Origin of the sequence: Vagococcus silagei (assembly GCF_004795745.1) — a bacterium.
In the GTDB taxonomy this organism is placed as follows: Bacteria; Bacillota; Bacilli; order Lactobacillales; family Vagococcaceae; genus Vagococcus; species Vagococcus silagei.
The window spans coordinates 228,280-243,573 of sequence record NZ_SDGV01000017.1 but is presented as its reverse complement, the minus strand read 5'-3'; the positions used below and the strand labels follow the sequence as shown (position 1 = coordinate 243,573).

General features: G+C 36.5%; 19 protein-coding genes and 1 pseudogene. 19 read left to right on the top strand and 1 reads right to left on the bottom strand.

Annotated features, from left to right (window positions below; all coding sequences use genetic code 11):
• Window positions 1-5: 5 nt before the first annotated feature.
• The 19 genes and pseudogenes from ESZ54_RS08495 (at window position 6) to ESZ54_RS08405 (ending at window position 14,672) form a co-directional block, all read left to right on the top strand.
• Entirely contained in the window at window positions 6-1,025 is a 1,020-nt protein-coding gene (locus ESZ54_RS08495; protein ID WP_136137239.1) for a DMT family transporter, read from the top strand.
• Between the two features lie 2 nt (window positions 1,026-1,027).
• On the top strand, window positions 1,028-1,315 hold the full coding sequence (locus tag ESZ54_RS08490; protein WP_136137238.1) for a hypothetical protein: 288 nt from the start codon (window positions 1,028-1,030) through the stop codon (window positions 1,313-1,315).
• An 11-nt stretch (window positions 1,316-1,326) separates the two neighbouring features.
• Window positions 1,327-1,623: a BMC domain-containing protein gene (locus tag ESZ54_RS08485; RefSeq protein ID WP_136137237.1), complete on the top strand. Its 297-nt coding sequence runs from the start codon at window positions 1,327-1,329 to the stop codon at window positions 1,621-1,623.
• Window positions 1,624-1,639: 16 nt separating this feature from the next.
• Window positions 1,640-1,960, top strand: a complete 321-nt coding sequence (locus ESZ54_RS08480) for a BMC domain-containing protein (RefSeq protein ID WP_136137236.1) — start codon at window positions 1,640-1,642, stop codon at window positions 1,958-1,960.
• Window positions 1,961-3,394, top strand: a complete 1,434-nt coding sequence (locus tag ESZ54_RS08475; RefSeq protein ID WP_136137235.1) for an aldehyde dehydrogenase family protein — start codon at window positions 1,961-1,963, stop codon at window positions 3,392-3,394. It begins immediately after the preceding gene.
• Window positions 3,394-5,940 (top strand): choline trimethylamine-lyase, encoded by a 2,547-nt coding sequence (gene cutC, locus ESZ54_RS08470; RefSeq protein ID WP_136137234.1) that lies wholly within the window; start codon window positions 3,394-3,396, stop codon window positions 5,938-5,940. The genes ESZ54_RS08475 and cutC overlap by 1 nt, the downstream gene beginning before the upstream one ends.
• A gap of 25 nt (window positions 5,941-5,965) precedes the next feature.
• Window positions 5,966-6,913 (top strand): choline TMA-lyase-activating enzyme, encoded by a 948-nt coding sequence (cutD, locus tag ESZ54_RS08465; RefSeq protein WP_136137233.1) that lies wholly within the window; start codon window positions 5,966-5,968, stop codon window positions 6,911-6,913.
• Between the two features lie 15 nt (window positions 6,914-6,928).
• Window positions 6,929-7,273 carry a BMC domain-containing protein gene (locus ESZ54_RS08460; RefSeq protein WP_136137232.1) on the top strand — a complete coding sequence of 115 codons (345 nt, stop codon included), beginning with the start codon at window positions 6,929-6,931 and terminating at the stop codon, window positions 7,271-7,273.
• Entirely contained in the window at window positions 7,270-7,734 is a 465-nt protein-coding gene (locus ESZ54_RS08455) for a EutP/PduV family microcompartment system protein (protein ID WP_136137231.1), read from the top strand. The genes ESZ54_RS08460 and ESZ54_RS08455 overlap by 4 nt, the downstream gene beginning before the upstream one ends.
• A complete protein-coding gene (locus ESZ54_RS08450) occupies window positions 7,721-8,860 on the top strand; it encodes a 1-propanol dehydrogenase PduQ (protein ID WP_136137230.1) in 1,140 nt (379 codons plus the stop codon). The genes ESZ54_RS08455 and ESZ54_RS08450 overlap by 14 nt, the downstream gene beginning before the upstream one ends.
• A complete protein-coding gene (locus ESZ54_RS08445) occupies window positions 8,860-9,438 on the top strand; it encodes a hypothetical protein (RefSeq protein WP_136137229.1) in 579 nt (192 codons plus the stop codon). Before ESZ54_RS08450 ends, ESZ54_RS08445 begins: the two co-directional genes overlap by 1 nt.
• On the top strand, window positions 9,425-10,270 hold the full coding sequence (gene eutJ, locus ESZ54_RS08440) for an ethanolamine utilization protein EutJ (RefSeq protein ID WP_136137228.1): 846 nt from the start codon (window positions 9,425-9,427) through the stop codon (window positions 10,268-10,270). Before ESZ54_RS08445 ends, eutJ begins: the two co-directional genes overlap by 14 nt.
• Before the next feature lie 13 nt (window positions 10,271-10,283).
• Window positions 10,284-10,583, top strand: coding sequence for a BMC domain-containing protein (locus ESZ54_RS08435; protein ID WP_136137227.1), 300 nt, complete (start codon window positions 10,284-10,286; stop codon window positions 10,581-10,583).
• Window positions 10,577-10,840 (top strand): EutN/CcmL family microcompartment protein, encoded by a 264-nt coding sequence (locus tag ESZ54_RS08430; RefSeq protein ID WP_136137226.1) that lies wholly within the window; start codon window positions 10,577-10,579, stop codon window positions 10,838-10,840. The genes ESZ54_RS08435 and ESZ54_RS08430 overlap by 7 nt, the downstream gene beginning before the upstream one ends.
• Window positions 10,841-10,856: 16 nt before the next feature.
• Window positions 10,857-11,447: a cupin domain-containing protein gene (locus ESZ54_RS08425; RefSeq protein WP_136137225.1), complete on the top strand. Its 591-nt coding sequence runs from the start codon at window positions 10,857-10,859 to the stop codon at window positions 11,445-11,447.
• A 22-nt stretch (window positions 11,448-11,469) separates the two neighbouring features.
• Window positions 11,470-11,712: pseudogene (locus ESZ54_RS12790) on the top strand (BMC domain-containing protein); the annotation flags it as partial.
• Window positions 11,713-12,125: 413 nt separating this feature from the next.
• Window positions 12,126-13,646: an acetaldehyde dehydrogenase (acetylating) gene (locus tag ESZ54_RS08415; protein ID WP_136137223.1), complete on the top strand. Its 1,521-nt coding sequence runs from the start codon at window positions 12,126-12,128 to the stop codon at window positions 13,644-13,646.
• Between the two features lie 17 nt (window positions 13,647-13,663).
• Window positions 13,664-14,347 (top strand): phosphate propanoyltransferase, encoded by a 684-nt coding sequence (locus tag ESZ54_RS08410; protein ID WP_136137222.1) that lies wholly within the window; start codon window positions 13,664-13,666, stop codon window positions 14,345-14,347.
• 46 nt (window positions 14,348-14,393) lie between these two features.
• Complete coding sequence (locus ESZ54_RS08405; protein WP_136137221.1) at window positions 14,394-14,672, top strand: BMC domain-containing protein; 279 nt, start codon at window positions 14,394-14,396, stop codon at window positions 14,670-14,672.
• A gap of 49 nt (window positions 14,673-14,721) precedes the next feature.
• Here the strand turns inward: ESZ54_RS08405 and ESZ54_RS08400 are convergent, their stop codons facing one another.
• Complete coding sequence (locus ESZ54_RS08400; RefSeq protein ID WP_420824361.1) at window positions 14,722-15,210, bottom strand: MerR family transcriptional regulator; 489 nt, start codon at window positions 15,208-15,210, stop codon at window positions 14,722-14,724.
• Window positions 15,211-15,294 lie beyond the last annotated feature (84 nt).

The window sequence follows — 15,294 nt, the reverse complement described above, 5'->3', positions numbered from 1 at the left end:
TATCAATGAATAGCGGAGAAACTTTGGGGCATGGCCGTCAAGCAAATTCAGTTGCTGACGTAAAGATGGATGCATTGAATAAAAAATTTAAAAAGACAGGGATAAGTAATGGATTAGTTTCAGGTTTAACTTACGGAATTTATTCAACATTGGTTGTTGTAGCGAGTGGCTATGATCCATTAGCAAGTGCTGTCGGACTATTAGCAGCACCGTTTATCGCATCGGGCTTAAATGATTTATTCGCAGGTTTGTGGTTGTTAATTTATAACTGGAAAAAAGGTCGCTTAAAAGAATTGAAAAGAACGCTTAAAACGAAACCAGGGAAAATGTTAGTTATCGGTTTCCTATTAGGTGGCCCAATTGCCAATGGTGCTTACTTAGTTGGTTTAGCAAAAGCTGGGGCCTACGCGATTCCAATTTCAGCAACTTGTAGTTTGTTTGGTGCTTTGTTCGCTTGGATTTTCTTGAAACAACGTCCAACAAAACGCGTGGTATTCGGAATGGTTCTATGTGTGGGTGGTGCAATTATTATTAACTTTGTTAAACCAGAAGGTGCACCCGATTTTACTCTAGGAATTGTTAGTGCTTTAATCGCAGCAATCGGTTGGGGACTTGAAGGTGTGTTCTCAAGTTTTGGCGGCGCGATGATCGATACAGACGTAGCTGTAAACTTACGTGAACTTGTTTCAGGAATTGTTACTTTAGCAATAATTATTATTTTCGGTGGACAATTCTTATTATTCAAAGGTACTTTAGCTGCAGTTACACCAGTTATTTGGTTAGCATTAGCAGGATTAGGTGCAGCCGTTTCATTCTTAACATGGTATAAAGCAAATGCAACAGTAGGTTGTGCAATTGGGATGTCATTAAATGTAACGTATGCTTTCTGGGGTGTATTATTTAGCGTATTATTTCTTGGACAAGCATTATCTTCAACAATTGTTATTGGTTCAATCGTCATTGTTTTAGGCGCCATCATTGTAACGATGAATCCATTAGATTTAATTAAAAAAGGAGAGGCATAATCATGAAAACATTATTACCAGCTAGAATGGCTGTCCTAAATTATATGAATCATGTAAAGGATGCTTCTGTTGAACAAGTAATGGATGCGTTAAGAGCAGATTATGGTGATGAAAAACAATTCACATATGATATGTATCTCGATCATTTAATGGCATTAGAAGCAAATGGTCTTGTTGAATTAGAAAATTATGACGTTAATGAATCAGAAGATTTAATCTTAACTTATAAAATTACTGAAGATGGTCGTGGAACAGTTAAAAACTTTGTTCCTGCTCAATTCCAAAAATAGGAGGTAGACACATGCGTTATAAAGGTGATGAAGCATTAGGCTTAATTGAAACAATCGGATTACTTCCAGCACTTAAAGCAACAGATGTCATGCTAAAAGCAGCAGATGTGGAACTTATTTCTTATGAAAATATCGGTTCAACATTAGTCACAATTATGATTAAAGGTGATGTTGCAGCAGTGAAATCATCAGTTGAAGCAGGTGTACGTACAGCAGAACAAATCGGAACAGTGACTGCTCACAATGTAATGCCTAGACCAATTTCAACTGTCGGTGACATTGTTTCCGTTCATGATATTGATTTATAAACAAGGAGAGAATGAAATGAATAGATATGAAGCAATCGGCGCCATTGAAACCTTTGGCTTAGTCTTTGTTTTAGAAGCAGCAGATGCAATGTGTAAAGCAGCAGATGTGGAACTTGTGGGTTATGAAAATGTTGCCTCAGGTTATATCTCAGTCATCGTAAAAGGTGATATTGCAGCATGTAACACAGCTGTTGAAACGGGCGTTAAGGCTGTCAATGATATGGGCGCAGAAGTTTATAGTTCAATGGTTATTGCCAGCCCGCATCAAGATTTAGAAAAAATTATTTCACGTTATTCATTAACTGAATTGTTGCCACCACAAGAGGAAGTGATATAAATGTCTTTTATTGATGACGATTTACAATCGATTCAAGAAGCTCGAATTTTAGTCGAAAGAGCACGCGATGCTCATGAAACTTTGATTGAGTATCGTCAAGAAGATTTAGATCAAGTCCTAACGCACTTAATTGGTGAAATTAAAAAGCAACAAGACTGTTGGATCGAACAATCAATCAACGAATCAGGTTATGGTTTATTGCATGATCAAAGTAAAATTGTCTCAAACTTATTAAAAGATTTTGAAGAAAAAGTATTACCGCAACAAATCATTGGTGCTCTTAATAAAGAAGCAGATTCAATAGTTGAAGTTGGTGTTCCACTTGGTGTGATTCCAGTTTTATTACCTGTTGAAAATGATGTTGTGAATATGATTTATGCATTATTGATTGGAATTAAATCCGGAAATTGTTTGCTCTTTATTCCCGATAAGGAATCAGGACAATCTTTAAATCTAGTAGCACGTGAATTGATTGAATTATTAGAAAACTTGGGTTTACCGTCAGGTACGATGACGATATTAAATCATGTTTCAGAAGTAGGCATCACAGAAATTTGTCAACATCCAGACGTTGCCTTAATTTTAGATATTGGCTGTTTAGACTACTTAAAAGCAACCCCGCTTACGAACAAGCCTTTAATCTATGGAGGTACCGGCTCGATTCCAGTTTTTATTGAACGTTCGGCAAATATTCGACAAGCTTGTCAAATGATCGTTGAAAGTCGTTCTTTCAATAATGGACTGATGCCAGCTTCTGAACAATATATTGTAACAGAAGGAATTATCGCTGAAAAAGTAAAAGCAACGTTTAAAGAAAACGGCGCTTACTTTTTAACTAGTGAAGAAGAAAAACAATTGCAAGCAACTTTAACATTAAGTCCTCAAAGTGTTTGTGGCAAAACCGCCTATCAAGTTGCCAAAACGGCAGGCTTTAATGTTTCAGAAGATACAAAAGTTATCGTGTCAGAACAACAATATATCTATGACGAAAGTTTATATGCAAAAGAATGGAAATTCCCATTATTGGTTTTCTATTTAGAGCCAAACTGGATTCGAGCTTGCGAAAAAAGTATCGAATTGTTACGAAATGAAAAAAATGGTCACACAATTATGGTTCATTCAGTAAATAGTGAAATTTTAAATGAATTTGCCTTGAAAAAACCAGTTGGACGAATGGTTGTGAATGGTTCATCTCTTAATAGTATGGGCTTTTGTTCAGACCTTTCAACATCATTAATCCTTGGGGGATTGAGTGTCGGTAAGGGCATCACTGCTGATAACGTAACAGCAAAGCATTTAACTTATCAACGTAAGATTTCATATGTCAAAGAACAGTGCTTTACGCAAGATACATCCATCGTTTCAGATGATGTTATGAAAGAAAAATTAACCAAAATACTAAAACAAATTTTAGATAAAAGCGAGGGAGTTTAATGGATATCAAAGAGTTTTCATCAAAATTAGAAGAAGCAACAAAAGAATTAAGCCCACAGGAAAGATCAGCATTAATGAAGATGTTTTCTTCTTTATCAGATGAAATTGAAGCAGAACCAACTGAAACAGCACATGTCATTGCTTCTGATGAAGGTCAAACAGAAATACCAGAAGGCATTACATCTCGTCTACAAGCTTTAAAAGATACATATTTAACACACGTACCGTCAATTACGACTCACCGTGCTCGTGCAATTACAAAAATTGCTCAAGAAAATCCAGGGATGCCAAAAATTGTCTTACGTGCAAAATGTTTCAAATATTGTTGTGAAACAGCACCATTACTTATTCAAGATAATGAATTAATTGTTGGGGCACCAAACGGCGCACCTCGTGCGGGAGCTTTCTCACCAGATATCGCTTGGCGTTGGATGGAAGATGAAATTGATACAATTGGTACTCGTGCACAAGATCCATTCTTTATTTCTGATGAAGACAAACGTATTATGCGTGAAGAATTATTCCCATACTGGAAAGGTAAATCAGTTGATGAGTATTGTGAAGATCAATATCGCGAAGCTGGTGTTTGGGAATTATCAGGCGAATCATTCGTTTCTGACTGTTCATACCATGCTTTAAACGGTGGTGGCGATTCTAACCCTGGTTACGATGTTATTTTGATGAAAAAAGGGATGTTAGATATTCAAGCGGAAGCAAGAGCACATCTTAAAGAGTTAGATTATAAAAATCCAGATGATATTGAAAAAATTTACTTCTATAAATCAATCATTGATACAACTGAAGGGGTTATGATTTACGCAAAACGTATGTCAGAATACGCTTTAGAACTATCTCGTAAAGAAACAGATCCTAAACGTAAAGCAGAATTACAAAAGATTTCTGAAATTAACGCTAAAGTACCAGCAAATAAACCAGAAACTTATTGGGAAGCAATCCAAGCAGTATGGACAATTGAATCATTACTTGTTGTAGAAGAAAACCAAACTGGTATGTCAATTGGACGTGTGGATCAATATATGTATCCATATTATAAAGCTGATATTGAAGCAGGACGTATGAATGACTTTGAAGCATTTGAATTGTCAGGCTGTATGTTAATTAAAATGTCAGAAATGATGTGGATTACAAGTGAAGGTGGTTCTAAATTCTTCGCGGGTTATCAACCATTCGTTAACATGTGTGTTGGTGGTGTAACACGTCAAGGATTAGATGCAACAAATGAATTAACTTATCTATTAATGGATGCTGTTCGCCACGTTAAAGTATACCAACCATCATTAGCATGTCGTGTGCATAACAAATCTCCACGTGAATACTTGAAGAAAATTGTTGACGTAGTAAGAGCTGGTATGGGATTCCCTGCATGTCACTTTGATGATACACATATCAAGATGATGTTAGCTAAAGGCGTTTCAATGGAAGATGCACGCGACTATTGTTTAATGGGCTGTGTGGAACCACAAAAATCAGGTCGTTTATACCAATGGACATCAACAGCTTATACACAATGGCCAATCTGTATTGAATTAGTCTTAAATAATGGTGTGCCATTATGGTACGGCAGTAAAGTGACACCTGACGCTGGAGCTTTAACACAATATAAAACATATGAAGAATTTGAAGAAGCTGTTAAAGATCAAATTCGTTACATCACAAAATGGACAAACGTAGCAACCGTTATTTCACAACGTGTGCATCGTGATTTAGCACCAAAACCATTAATGTCAATTATGTACGAAGGCTGTATGGAAACTGGTCATGATGTGTCTTCAGGTGGCGCAATGTATAACTTTGGACCTGGTGTTGTTTGGTCTGGATTAGCAACATACGCTGACTCAATGGCTGCAATTAAAAAATTAGTCTTTGATGAAAAGAAATATACTTTACAAGAATTAAACACAGCACTTAAAGCAGATTTCGTTGGTTATGATCAAATTAGAACAGACTGCTTAAATGCACCAAAATATGGTAATGATGATGATTATGCTGACTTAATTGCTTCAGACTTAATTCATTTTACTGAAGCTGAACACCGCCAATATAAAACATTATATTCAGTGTTAAGTCACGGTACGTTATCAATTTCTAACAATACACCATTTGGACAAATGACCGGCGCTTCTGCGAATGGACGTAAAGCTTGGATTCCGTTATCTGATGGTATTAGTCCAACTCAAGGTGCTGACTACAAAGGCCCTACAGCGATTATTAAATCAGTATCAAAAATGTCAAATGACACAATGAATATTGGTATGGTTCACAACTTTAAAATCATGTCTGGTTTGCTAGATACTCCTGAGGGTGAAGAAAGTTTAATCACACTGATACGTACAGCATGTCACTTAGGAAATGGTGAAATGCAATTTAACTACCTTGACAATGAAACGTTGATTGAAGCACAAAAACATCCGGAACAATATCGTGACTTAATTGTTCGTGTTGCTGGATATAGTGCATTCTTCGTGGAATTATGTCAAGACGTTCAAGATGAAATTATCAGTCGTACAATGTTGACACAAATTTAAAAAAGATCAGGAGATGATTGTAGTCATGAGTAAAACAGAAAATGCCATTGAACGTCAGATTATGGTTTTTAATGTGCAAAAATACAGTCTTTACGATGGTCCTGGGGTCCGTACAATCGTCTTTTTTAAAGGATGTCCGTTGCGTTGTACGTGGTGTGCCAATCCTGAAGGCTTGCATAAAAAATATGAAGTAATGTATCAAAGAAGTATTTGTACGGATTGTCGTGCATGTGTGGATGTCTGTCCGATGGGCATCCACTTCATGGACGAAAACGGCGTGCATCAAGTAGATCGCGAAAAAATCTGTAATGGCTGTCGAAAATGTGTTGAAGTTTGTCCGATGAATGCTTTAAACATTACTGGTGAGATAAAAAGTATCTCTGAGTTAATGGAAGTCATTCATGAAGATGATGCTTTCTACGAAATGTCTGGTGGTGGTGTGACACTGAGTGGTGGGGAATGTACTGCTCAGCCAGAAGCAGCCGTAGCAATCTTAAAAGCATGTAAGAATGATGGTATTCATACTGCGATTGAAACTTGTGGCCATACTAGAAGTAAATGGTTACCCAAAATTGCCGAATACTGTGATTTATTCTTATATGATTTAAAACATATGGATCCGGTCAGACATAATGAATTGACAGGTATCAGTAACGAACGAATTCTAAAAAATTTGCAAGAATTACTTGAAACAGGTCATAAAATTCAAATCAGAATGCCGATGTTAAAAGGAATTAATTCAAGTCGTGAAGAAATTCAAGCAATTGTTGATTTCCTTTTACCGTATAAAGATTACCCAAACTTCTTTGGGATTGATTTACTGCCTTACCATAAATTAGGCGTGAATAAGTATGGACAGTTAGGTATGGAATACCCCGTTAGTGGGGACCCAAGTTTAAATAAAGAAGAATTAGATCAAATTGAATCATGGATTTCAGAATATGATTTCCCTGTTCGTGTGATTCGACACTAAGGAAGGAGAGTTAAAATGGCTCAAGAAGAAATTCAACGCGTCATACAAGAATCGGTACCCGGAAAACAAGTGACATTAGCACATTTGATTGCCTCACCAATTGAAGATATTTATGAAGCCTTGGGTGTTGATTCTTATGGAGCAATTGGTATTTTAACTCTATCTCCTTATGAAACATCAATGATTGCAGCTGATATAGCCTGTAAAGCAGCAGATGTAACAATCGGTTTTTTAGATCGTTTTACAGGTTCAGTTGTCATTCAAGGAGATGTAAAGAGTGTCGATATTGCTTTATCTGAAGTTACGCGAATCTTAAGTGAAACTTTGAATTTTAAAGTTGAACCTGTGACTCGCACATGAGTAAACGAATATTGATAATCGGCCCAAATCATGCAGGCAAAGCTTTTTTAGCGCATTATATTGAGCATGGTGAAATAGGTGGGCGTAGAAAAGCACATATCACGTTTGGTCAAGATACAATTTGTGTCCCAGGAACTTATCTTGAAAGTCCTTGGATGCATAAGCACATTATTGCGATGAAACAAAAAGCAGATATTGTTTTGATGTTACATAAACGGCAAAAAGTGAAAGAAGCGTATCCACCAAATTTTGAAAAAGTTTTTAATCAGCCCGTCATTCAAGTCTTAACAGATTCTTCAGAAATTGAGGATGATTTAAGTCAAGAAGGACGTCAACGACTGTTGCTTGCAGCAGGTTTAACTACCAATGATTGCTATTTAAAGCTAAATCAAGAGGTTGATTTCAAACGATTATTAACAAGAGTACAACAGGAAAGGAGGGCAAAAAATGGGAATGTTTAAAATGCCAACAAAAATTAGCTTTGGTGTTCAAGCTTTATCTGTTTTAGAGACAATGGAATTAGGAAATGTTCTGGTTGTCTGTGATCCGTTTATGAAAGAATCTAAAAAAGTCGATTTGATTACAGATTTACTCGATCAACAAAAATGGGATTACAGCGTTTTTTCAGAAGTAATTCCAGATCCAACAATTGATGTTGTAGCAGCAGGTCTTGCTTGCGCCAAAAAAATACAACCTAAAACATTTATTGCTTTAGGGGGAGGCTCTGCTTTAGATTCTGCAAAATCAATTCGACAAATGTATGAAGAGTTGACACATGTTGGGCATACACAGTTAATTTGTATTCCAACAACAAGTGGTACAGGCAGTGAAGTAACAGCATTTTCTGTCATTTCAGACCCAGAAAATCAAGCTAAATATGCACTTGTTGATGACGGCATGATTCCAGATTTAGCAATTTTAGATCCTGGTTTTACAATGACAGTGCCAAAAAGTATTACTGCTGACACAGGAATGGATGTCTTAACACATTGCATGGAGGCTTTTGTTTCGACAGCTGCCTCAGATTTTACCGATGCATGTGCTGAAAAGGCCATGAAGATGGTTTGGGAATATCTTGTTCCAGTTGTTCGCGATGGTGAAGACCTTGTAGGACGTGAAAAAATGCATAATGCTTCATGTTTAGCAGGAATGGCTTTTAGCGAAGCGTCTTTAGGAATTTGTCATAGTCTAGCCCATGCGTTAGGTGGTCGCTTTCATGTACCTCATGGTCGTGCGAATGCTATGTTATTACCACTGGTTATCTCTTATAATGCTGGTTTGGATTTAGCAAATGAAACTGCAAGCTTAAAACGCTATGAATTGATTGCGAATTGTTTAGGTATCAAGTCGGGTACACCAAAGGCTACGGTTCATAGTTTAATTAGTGCGATTTATCGTCAAATGAAACAAATGAATATGCCAAAATATATCAATGATGTCGGTGTTGATGTTAATGAATATATTGATGCAATTCCAAGTATGGTTGAAAAAGCATTGGAAGATAAGTGTACAATCACAAATCCAAGAGTACCAACAAGTGAAGAATTAACAAAAATTTATACGAGGTTGTGTAGAGGGGGATTCTAATGCATTTTGTAACTGAAATAGAGCTTAGAAGTGCGTACCGAAAAAATCCTTTTTCAGCGTATACTCTATCAGAAAATGATCGATTAACTCCCGAAGCACGTCAGTTTTTGGTGGATCGTAATATTAGTTTTAATGATTTTAAAGGTCGTTATCAACAGAATAAAACGACTAAGCCAACAAATGACTCACAATTAAATGATGATCAAAAGGCAGAAATTGAATGGTTACGTTTAGAATTTTTCCAAGCAATTTCACTGGCGAACACATTAAATTTAACTGTTAGTGAAAAATTAATTGATATATTAAATCAATTGATGGCCTTAGAAGAGCTTTCAATGGTTGATAATTCAACAGAAACAGATTCTTTAATTGTTAATGAAACGTATACACTTTCGTTAGCTCAAGCATTGAGCGATAAAGGACCATTACTTATTCAATTAAATAAAATTATCTTTTTACTAACGAAATTAGAGAAGACCCTTAGCAAAGTGCATTCTCAAGCACTAGGTCAAATTAAAATAGAAATTCAAGCAAGTATTGAGCAATTATTAGGAGGAGAATCAGATGACAACAGCTAGTCTAGACTTAACGTCATGCAATAAATTCGTTCACCAATTTGAAAAAGTGATTGAAAAACCGTTAAAGACTAAATCATCAGTTTATTATACGGGTGTAGATTTGGGAACAGCATGCATCGTATTAGCGGTGCTAGATGAAAATTATCAACCTGTTGCCGGTGCGTACAAGTATGCGAATGTGGTTAAAGATGGTATGGTCGTTGACTATATTGGTGCCATTCATATTGTACGTGAACTAAAAGAAAAATTGGAAGCGGAGTTAGAGACTGAGCTATTGTTTGCAGCATCTGCAATCCCCCCTGGAACAAACGAGTTGGATTCTGGCGCCATTCGTAATGTCATTCAAAGTGCTGGTTTTGAATTAACAAATTTACTTGATGAACCCACAGCAGCAAACCAGGTAATGGATATTCAAAATGGCGCAATTGTTGATATTGGTGGTGGAACGACTGGTATTTCAATTCTTAAAGATGGTGAAGTTATCAAAGTAGCTGATGAAGCAACAGGTGGTACCCACTTATCACTTGTGGTGGCTGGTGCGTATAAACTTCCCTTTGAAGAAGCAGAACTTTATAAACGTAATAAAAAGAATCATGGTGAATTGATTCATGTCCTTCAACCCGTTGTTGAAAAGATTGGGAGTATTATTCTTCGTCAAATTGAAGGGTATCAAGTCGATGCAATTTACTTAGTTGGCGGATCAGCTTGTTTAAACGGGATGGAACAAATTATTGAAAAAGTAACGAAAATTCCAACCTTTAAACCTGAACAACCACTATTTGTAACACCATTAGGTATTGGCAAGAGTTGTACGGAAGATATTTTAGAATAGGGGCGTGGCTGAAATGGACTGTCGCATGATTAAGTCACCTGGTGAGAATACTTTAGCGATTTTAAATCGTCGCAAGGGTTCAGGTCCTCGTGAATCATTGATAAAACCAGATGCAATTGGCTTGGTTCAAGGAAAGTTGATTGAAATGGTTTGTGCAGCTGACGTTGCTGAAAAAGCTGTGGGTGTCACCGTTGAAGATATAAAAGGAAGTTGCCCGCAAAATATGATTATGTTAGCCATTTATGGAGATACAGCATCTGTTGAAGCAGCATTAAATGAAATTAAGAAGAAGGAGAATTCACGCGTATGGTAATTGCAGAGTTAGTTGACAACATTTGGGCGACACGTAAGTCTGAGAAAATGAACGGCTTAAAACTAATGTTAGCCGAAATTCATGGTGGTAGTCGTGATGGAGAACGATTGATTGTGTGTGATGTTATCGGCGCAGGGATTGGTGACAGAGTGATTATTACGACAGGTTCAGCAGCCAGACGAATGTTAGATGACGACGACATTCCAATTGATGCAGCGGTCATTGGGATTGTCGATGAAAGTTGTGAATCAGTTTAAAATATGAGAAGAAAGAATGATAGAAATGAAGAAGCTGATTAGTGCTAAAGATATCGAATACTATCATGAAACCAAAGTAAATCCAATCATGATTGAAGAAGGAACGATTGTAACAGCATTAGCAATGGATTTAGTTGAAGAGTTAGGTTTAACTATTGAAAGACAAAAACCCGTTCAACAAGCTTCACAAGATATTTCAAAAGAAATGATTGTTGCGATGTTGAAGAAGTTGTTGCAAGGTGAAGTCAGTCAATCCTTTGAAGCAGCTATTTCGAAAGAGGGCTTAAAAGTTGTCAATGGTAATAGTATTCAATTTGAATCATTAGAAACAAACAATCCTCATGCGAAAGTATTTTTCCAAGAAGTTATCAATGAAGAAAGTACTGCCATGAAAGCTGGTTTTTTAACGATTGAGGATTCTGTTTTTGACTATGATATTTTGGATGCAGAAATTAGTTATGTTGTTGAAGGCAATTTAAGTTTAACAATTAACGGCCAAACATATCAGGCAAAAGCAGGAGATGTTGTATATATGCCGAAAAATAATACGGTAACATTTAAATCTAAAGGTAAGACCAAGACTTTTTATGCAACATGTCCTAAATAAATAATGGATAAAGGAGTCAATTATGAGACAAGCAATTGGTATGATCGAAACAATGGGTCTAATATCAGCAGTCGAAGCATGTGACGCCATGTTAAAAGCCGCAAATGTAAATTTGGTGGCAGAAGAGGAAATTGGTGGCGGACTTGTGACAGTGATTATTGAAGGAGACGTTGGTGCTGTTAAAGCTGCTGTTGATGCAGGAGATGCGGCCGTTCGAAGCTTATCTGAAATGTCACTTCAAAGTACTCATGTTATTCCAAGACCAGCAGATAGCTTGACGGTTTTCTTTGATCAAGAGGAAGATATTCCTACAGATGTTAAACCTGACCAAGTTGAAGAAATTCAAGAAACTTTAGCGATCGAAGTTGTTGAAGAGGTCGCAGTAACAGAATCTTTTGAAGTTGATGAAGAAAAAACGACAGAAGAATTATCAGAATCAGCGACACTTGTTCTTGATCCAGCTGAAGAAAAACTTGTTGGATTAATAAATGAGCAAGATTTAGACGCTGCACGTAATCATTTGAATACGTTAAAAGTTTCAGATTTAAGAAAATTAGCTAAAACACATTCTGATTTTAGTATTAGTAAAAAAGAATTATACAAAACAAGCAAAGACAACCTTATTGAAGCATTTATTAGCTACTTTAATAAGTAAACAGTAAAGTAGGAGCGAAAAAAATGGAAAAATTTGATAAAGATCTACGTTCAATCCAAGAAGCAAGAGACTTAGCAAGAGCAGGTCATCAAGCCGCAACTGAGATGGCGCAATTTACGTCAGAACAAGTAGACAAAATTTTACAAAGTATGCGTGACGCTGCAAGAGAACATAGTGTCTGTTTAGCAGAGTTAGCTGTGAAAGAAACAGGTTTTGGTAAGCCACTTGATAAAGCTTATAAAAATCATGCAGCTTCAACATTACTTTATGATGAAATTAAAGACATGGCTACAGTTGGTATTGTCGGAGAAGATGCAGAAAATGGCACTTTTGATGTGGCAGAACCAGTCGGACTTGTTTTAGGAATTATTCCATCAACAAATCCAACATCAACAGTCTTTTTCAAAATTATGGTTGCTTTGAAATCACGTAATGCGATTATTATTGCGCCACATCCAGCAGCTAGTGAATGTACTAAAAAAGCAGCAGAAGTGATGTATGAAGCAGCAATTGCTGCAGGTGCTCCTAAAGGAATCATTGGTTGGGTATCAACACCGACAATGGCTTCAACAAATGAATTAATGCACGCGCCAGAAGTCGATTTAATTATTGCAACAGGCGGACCAGGAATGGTTAAAGCAGCCTATAGTTCTGGAAAACCAGCAATTGGTGTGGGTGCAGGAAATTCTCCAGCCTATATTGAAAAAACAGCTGATGTTAAAAAAGCAATTAAAACAATTTTAGCAAGTAAAACATTTGATAATGGTACAATTTGTGCCTCAGAACAATCAATTATCTGTGAACATTCAAATAAAGATGAAGTGTTACGTGAGCTTAAAGCGCAAGGTGGTTACTTCATGACACCTGAAGAAACCGCGAAAGTTTGTGCGTTACTCTTTAAAAATGGACATGCAATGAATGCAAAATTTGTAGGTCGTTCAGCAGAAGTTATTGCTGAAGGTGCTGGAATTTCAGTTCCTCAAGGAACAAAAGTTTTAGTTGGAGCACAAGATGGTGTTGGTGAAGGCTATCCATTATCTTATGAAAAATTAACAGCAGTTTTAGCATTTTATGTTGTGAATGATTGGGAAGAAGCTTGTCATCTAAGTATTGATTTATTACAAAATGGTATTGGTCATACAATGAGTATCCATACTAATGATCACGATATTATATTAAAATTCTCAGCTAAACCAGCATCAAGAATTTTAGTCAATACTGGTGGTAGTCAAGGTGGTACAGGTATTAGTACTGGTTTACCAATTTCATTTACATTAGGTTGTGGTACTTTTGGTGGTAGTTCAGTTTCTGATAACGTGAGTCCAAAACATTTATTAAATATTAAAAAAGTAGCATATGGTTTAAAAGATGTGACAACATTAGCAGAAAAAGATGCCTCTTTCCAAGCGTTAATTAAAGAAAAAGGTTGCCCAGCAAATACAACTTGTGATGCTGTAACATCAGCGACAAAAAATAGTAGTGCTGATGAATCAAGTGAATTATCAGCATTAGTAAGAGCAATGTTAAAGAGTTTAAATGCATAATTTGAAGGAGTTTTAATATGGAAGATTATGAAGCAATACTTGACCGTGTGTTAGGTATTTTAACGACAGGGCAAGATCCAACGAAGAATCCAACATCTGAGATTAAACCGACAGTTCGTCCGGTTACCTCAAGTAGTGCGATCCCAGTTGGTTTATCAAACCGTCATGTACACTTGTCTGATCAAGCTGTCGCAAAACTATTCGGTACAGGACATCGTTTAACACCGATGAAAGATTTATCACAACCTGGCCAATATGCTTGTCAAGAATGTGTAACATTATGTGGTCCAAAAGGGGTCATTGAGAAAGTTCGTGTCCTTGGACCAACGCGTTCTGAAACACAAGTTGAAATCTTACAAGGTGATACATTTAAACTTGGTGTTAAAGGTACAATCCGTTTATCAGGAGATTTAACAGATACAGCGGGTATTACATTAGTCGGACCAAAAGGCTCATTGGAACTTGAAAAAGGTGTGATTGTGGCACAACGACATATTCATATGTTGCCACAAGATGCTGAACGATTTAATGTGAGAAATGGTGAAATCGTCTCAATTAAAATTTCAGGTATTCGCGGTGGCACATTAGATAATGTGGCAATTCGTGTGGATGAAAAAGCTGGTCTAGAGTGTCATATCGATACGGAAGAGGGCAATGCCTTTGGTTTAACGCCTAAATCAACCGTAGAGATTATTAAATAGTGTGTTAAAAAATTTATATATAAATTAATTTTAGGAGGAACAAACAATGAAATCTGATGCATTAGGAATGGTAGAAACAAGAGGCTTAATCGGTTCAATCGAAGCAGCTGACGCAATGGTGAAAGCAGCAAATGTTACTTTAGTAGGAAAAGAAAAAGTAGGCGGCGGAATCGTAACAGTTATGGTTCGCGGTGATGTTGGTGCTGTTAAAGCAGCAACTGATGCTGGAGCTGCAGCGGCAGAACGTGTTGGTGAATTATTATCTGTTCACGTTATTCCACGTCCACACTCAGAAGTTGAAACTATTTTACCAGAATCTAAATAGGAAATACCAAAAAATCCTGACGAAGCGTGTACAACTTCGTCAGGATTTTTTATATGCTTTTATAGTGATGTGGTGTGTTACTGATTTTATTTTTTTCATTTGCTTGGAGTGCATTGTATGTTTCAAGTGATTTAGGATTTAATTCTTTAGATCCTTCGATAAAGTGAATACTTTCGGTTCCGGCTTCACATGCCGTTTCATAATACCACTTTTTCCATTTTAAAAAGGCTAACATTGCTTCAAGTGACGCGATTTTTTCTTCTAAAACTTGTTCTTTTTCAGTGAAAAATTCTTTTCTTTCAACCAAGGTATTGTCCCCAGCCATTGTCCATTCAACAAATTGACCAATTTCTTTAATAGGGACATCAGACAGTTTTAAACATTGAATGACTTCAAGATATTTTAAGTCAGTATCGCTGAATACCCTATATCCTGAATCGTTACGTTTTACAAATGGCAGTAAGCCACTTTTATCATAAAAACGTAAGGTGTCAGTTGAAATACTTGTGATTTTAGCAACTTCTTTAATCGTGTACAATTTTTTCACTCTTTTCGCTTGCCTTAGAGTGAACTCCAAGGTTTATGATTTGTTTAGCTTTTAATAAATATAAGGATGTGTAAG

Coding starts and splice junctions, on each gene's coding strand:
- ESZ54_RS08425 (WP_136137225.1), top strand. CDS start 10,857: ATGATAGAAATGAAGAAGCTGATTAGTGCTAAAGATATCGAATACTAT.
- ESZ54_RS08410 (WP_136137222.1), top strand. CDS start 13,664: ATGGAAGATTATGAAGCAATACTTGACCGTGTGTTAGGTATTTTAACG.
- ESZ54_RS08415 (WP_136137223.1), top strand. CDS start 12,126: ATGGAAAAATTTGATAAAGATCTACGTTCAATCCAAGAAGCAAGAGAC.
- ESZ54_RS08495 (WP_136137239.1), top strand. CDS start 6: ATGAATAGCGGAGAAACTTTGGGGCATGGCCGTCAAGCAAATTCAGTT.
- ESZ54_RS08405 (WP_136137221.1), top strand. CDS start 14,394: ATGAAATCTGATGCATTAGGAATGGTAGAAACAAGAGGCTTAATCGGT.
- ESZ54_RS08450 (WP_136137230.1), top strand. CDS start 7,721: ATGGGAATGTTTAAAATGCCAACAAAAATTAGCTTTGGTGTTCAAGCT.
- ESZ54_RS08435 (WP_136137227.1), top strand. CDS start 10,284: ATGGACTGTCGCATGATTAAGTCACCTGGTGAGAATACTTTAGCGATT.
- ESZ54_RS08490 (WP_136137238.1), top strand. CDS start 1,028: ATGAAAACATTATTACCAGCTAGAATGGCTGTCCTAAATTATATGAAT.
- cutC (WP_136137234.1), top strand. CDS start 3,394: ATGGATATCAAAGAGTTTTCATCAAAATTAGAAGAAGCAACAAAAGAA.
- ESZ54_RS08475 (WP_136137235.1), top strand. CDS start 1,961: ATGTCTTTTATTGATGACGATTTACAATCGATTCAAGAAGCTCGAATT.
- ESZ54_RS08430 (WP_136137226.1), top strand. CDS start 10,577: ATGGTAATTGCAGAGTTAGTTGACAACATTTGGGCGACACGTAAGTCT.
- ESZ54_RS08445 (WP_136137229.1), top strand. CDS start 8,860: ATGCATTTTGTAACTGAAATAGAGCTTAGAAGTGCGTACCGAAAAAAT.
- ESZ54_RS08455 (WP_136137231.1), top strand. CDS start 7,270: ATGAGTAAACGAATATTGATAATCGGCCCAAATCATGCAGGCAAAGCT.
- ESZ54_RS08460 (WP_136137232.1), top strand. CDS start 6,929: ATGGCTCAAGAAGAAATTCAACGCGTCATACAAGAATCGGTACCCGGA.
- ESZ54_RS08480 (WP_136137236.1), top strand. CDS start 1,640: ATGAATAGATATGAAGCAATCGGCGCCATTGAAACCTTTGGCTTAGTC.
- cutD (WP_136137233.1), top strand. CDS start 5,966: ATGAGTAAAACAGAAAATGCCATTGAACGTCAGATTATGGTTTTTAAT.
- ESZ54_RS08485 (WP_136137237.1), top strand. CDS start 1,327: ATGCGTTATAAAGGTGATGAAGCATTAGGCTTAATTGAAACAATCGGA.
- eutJ (WP_136137228.1), top strand. CDS start 9,425: ATGACAACAGCTAGTCTAGACTTAACGTCATGCAATAAATTCGTTCAC.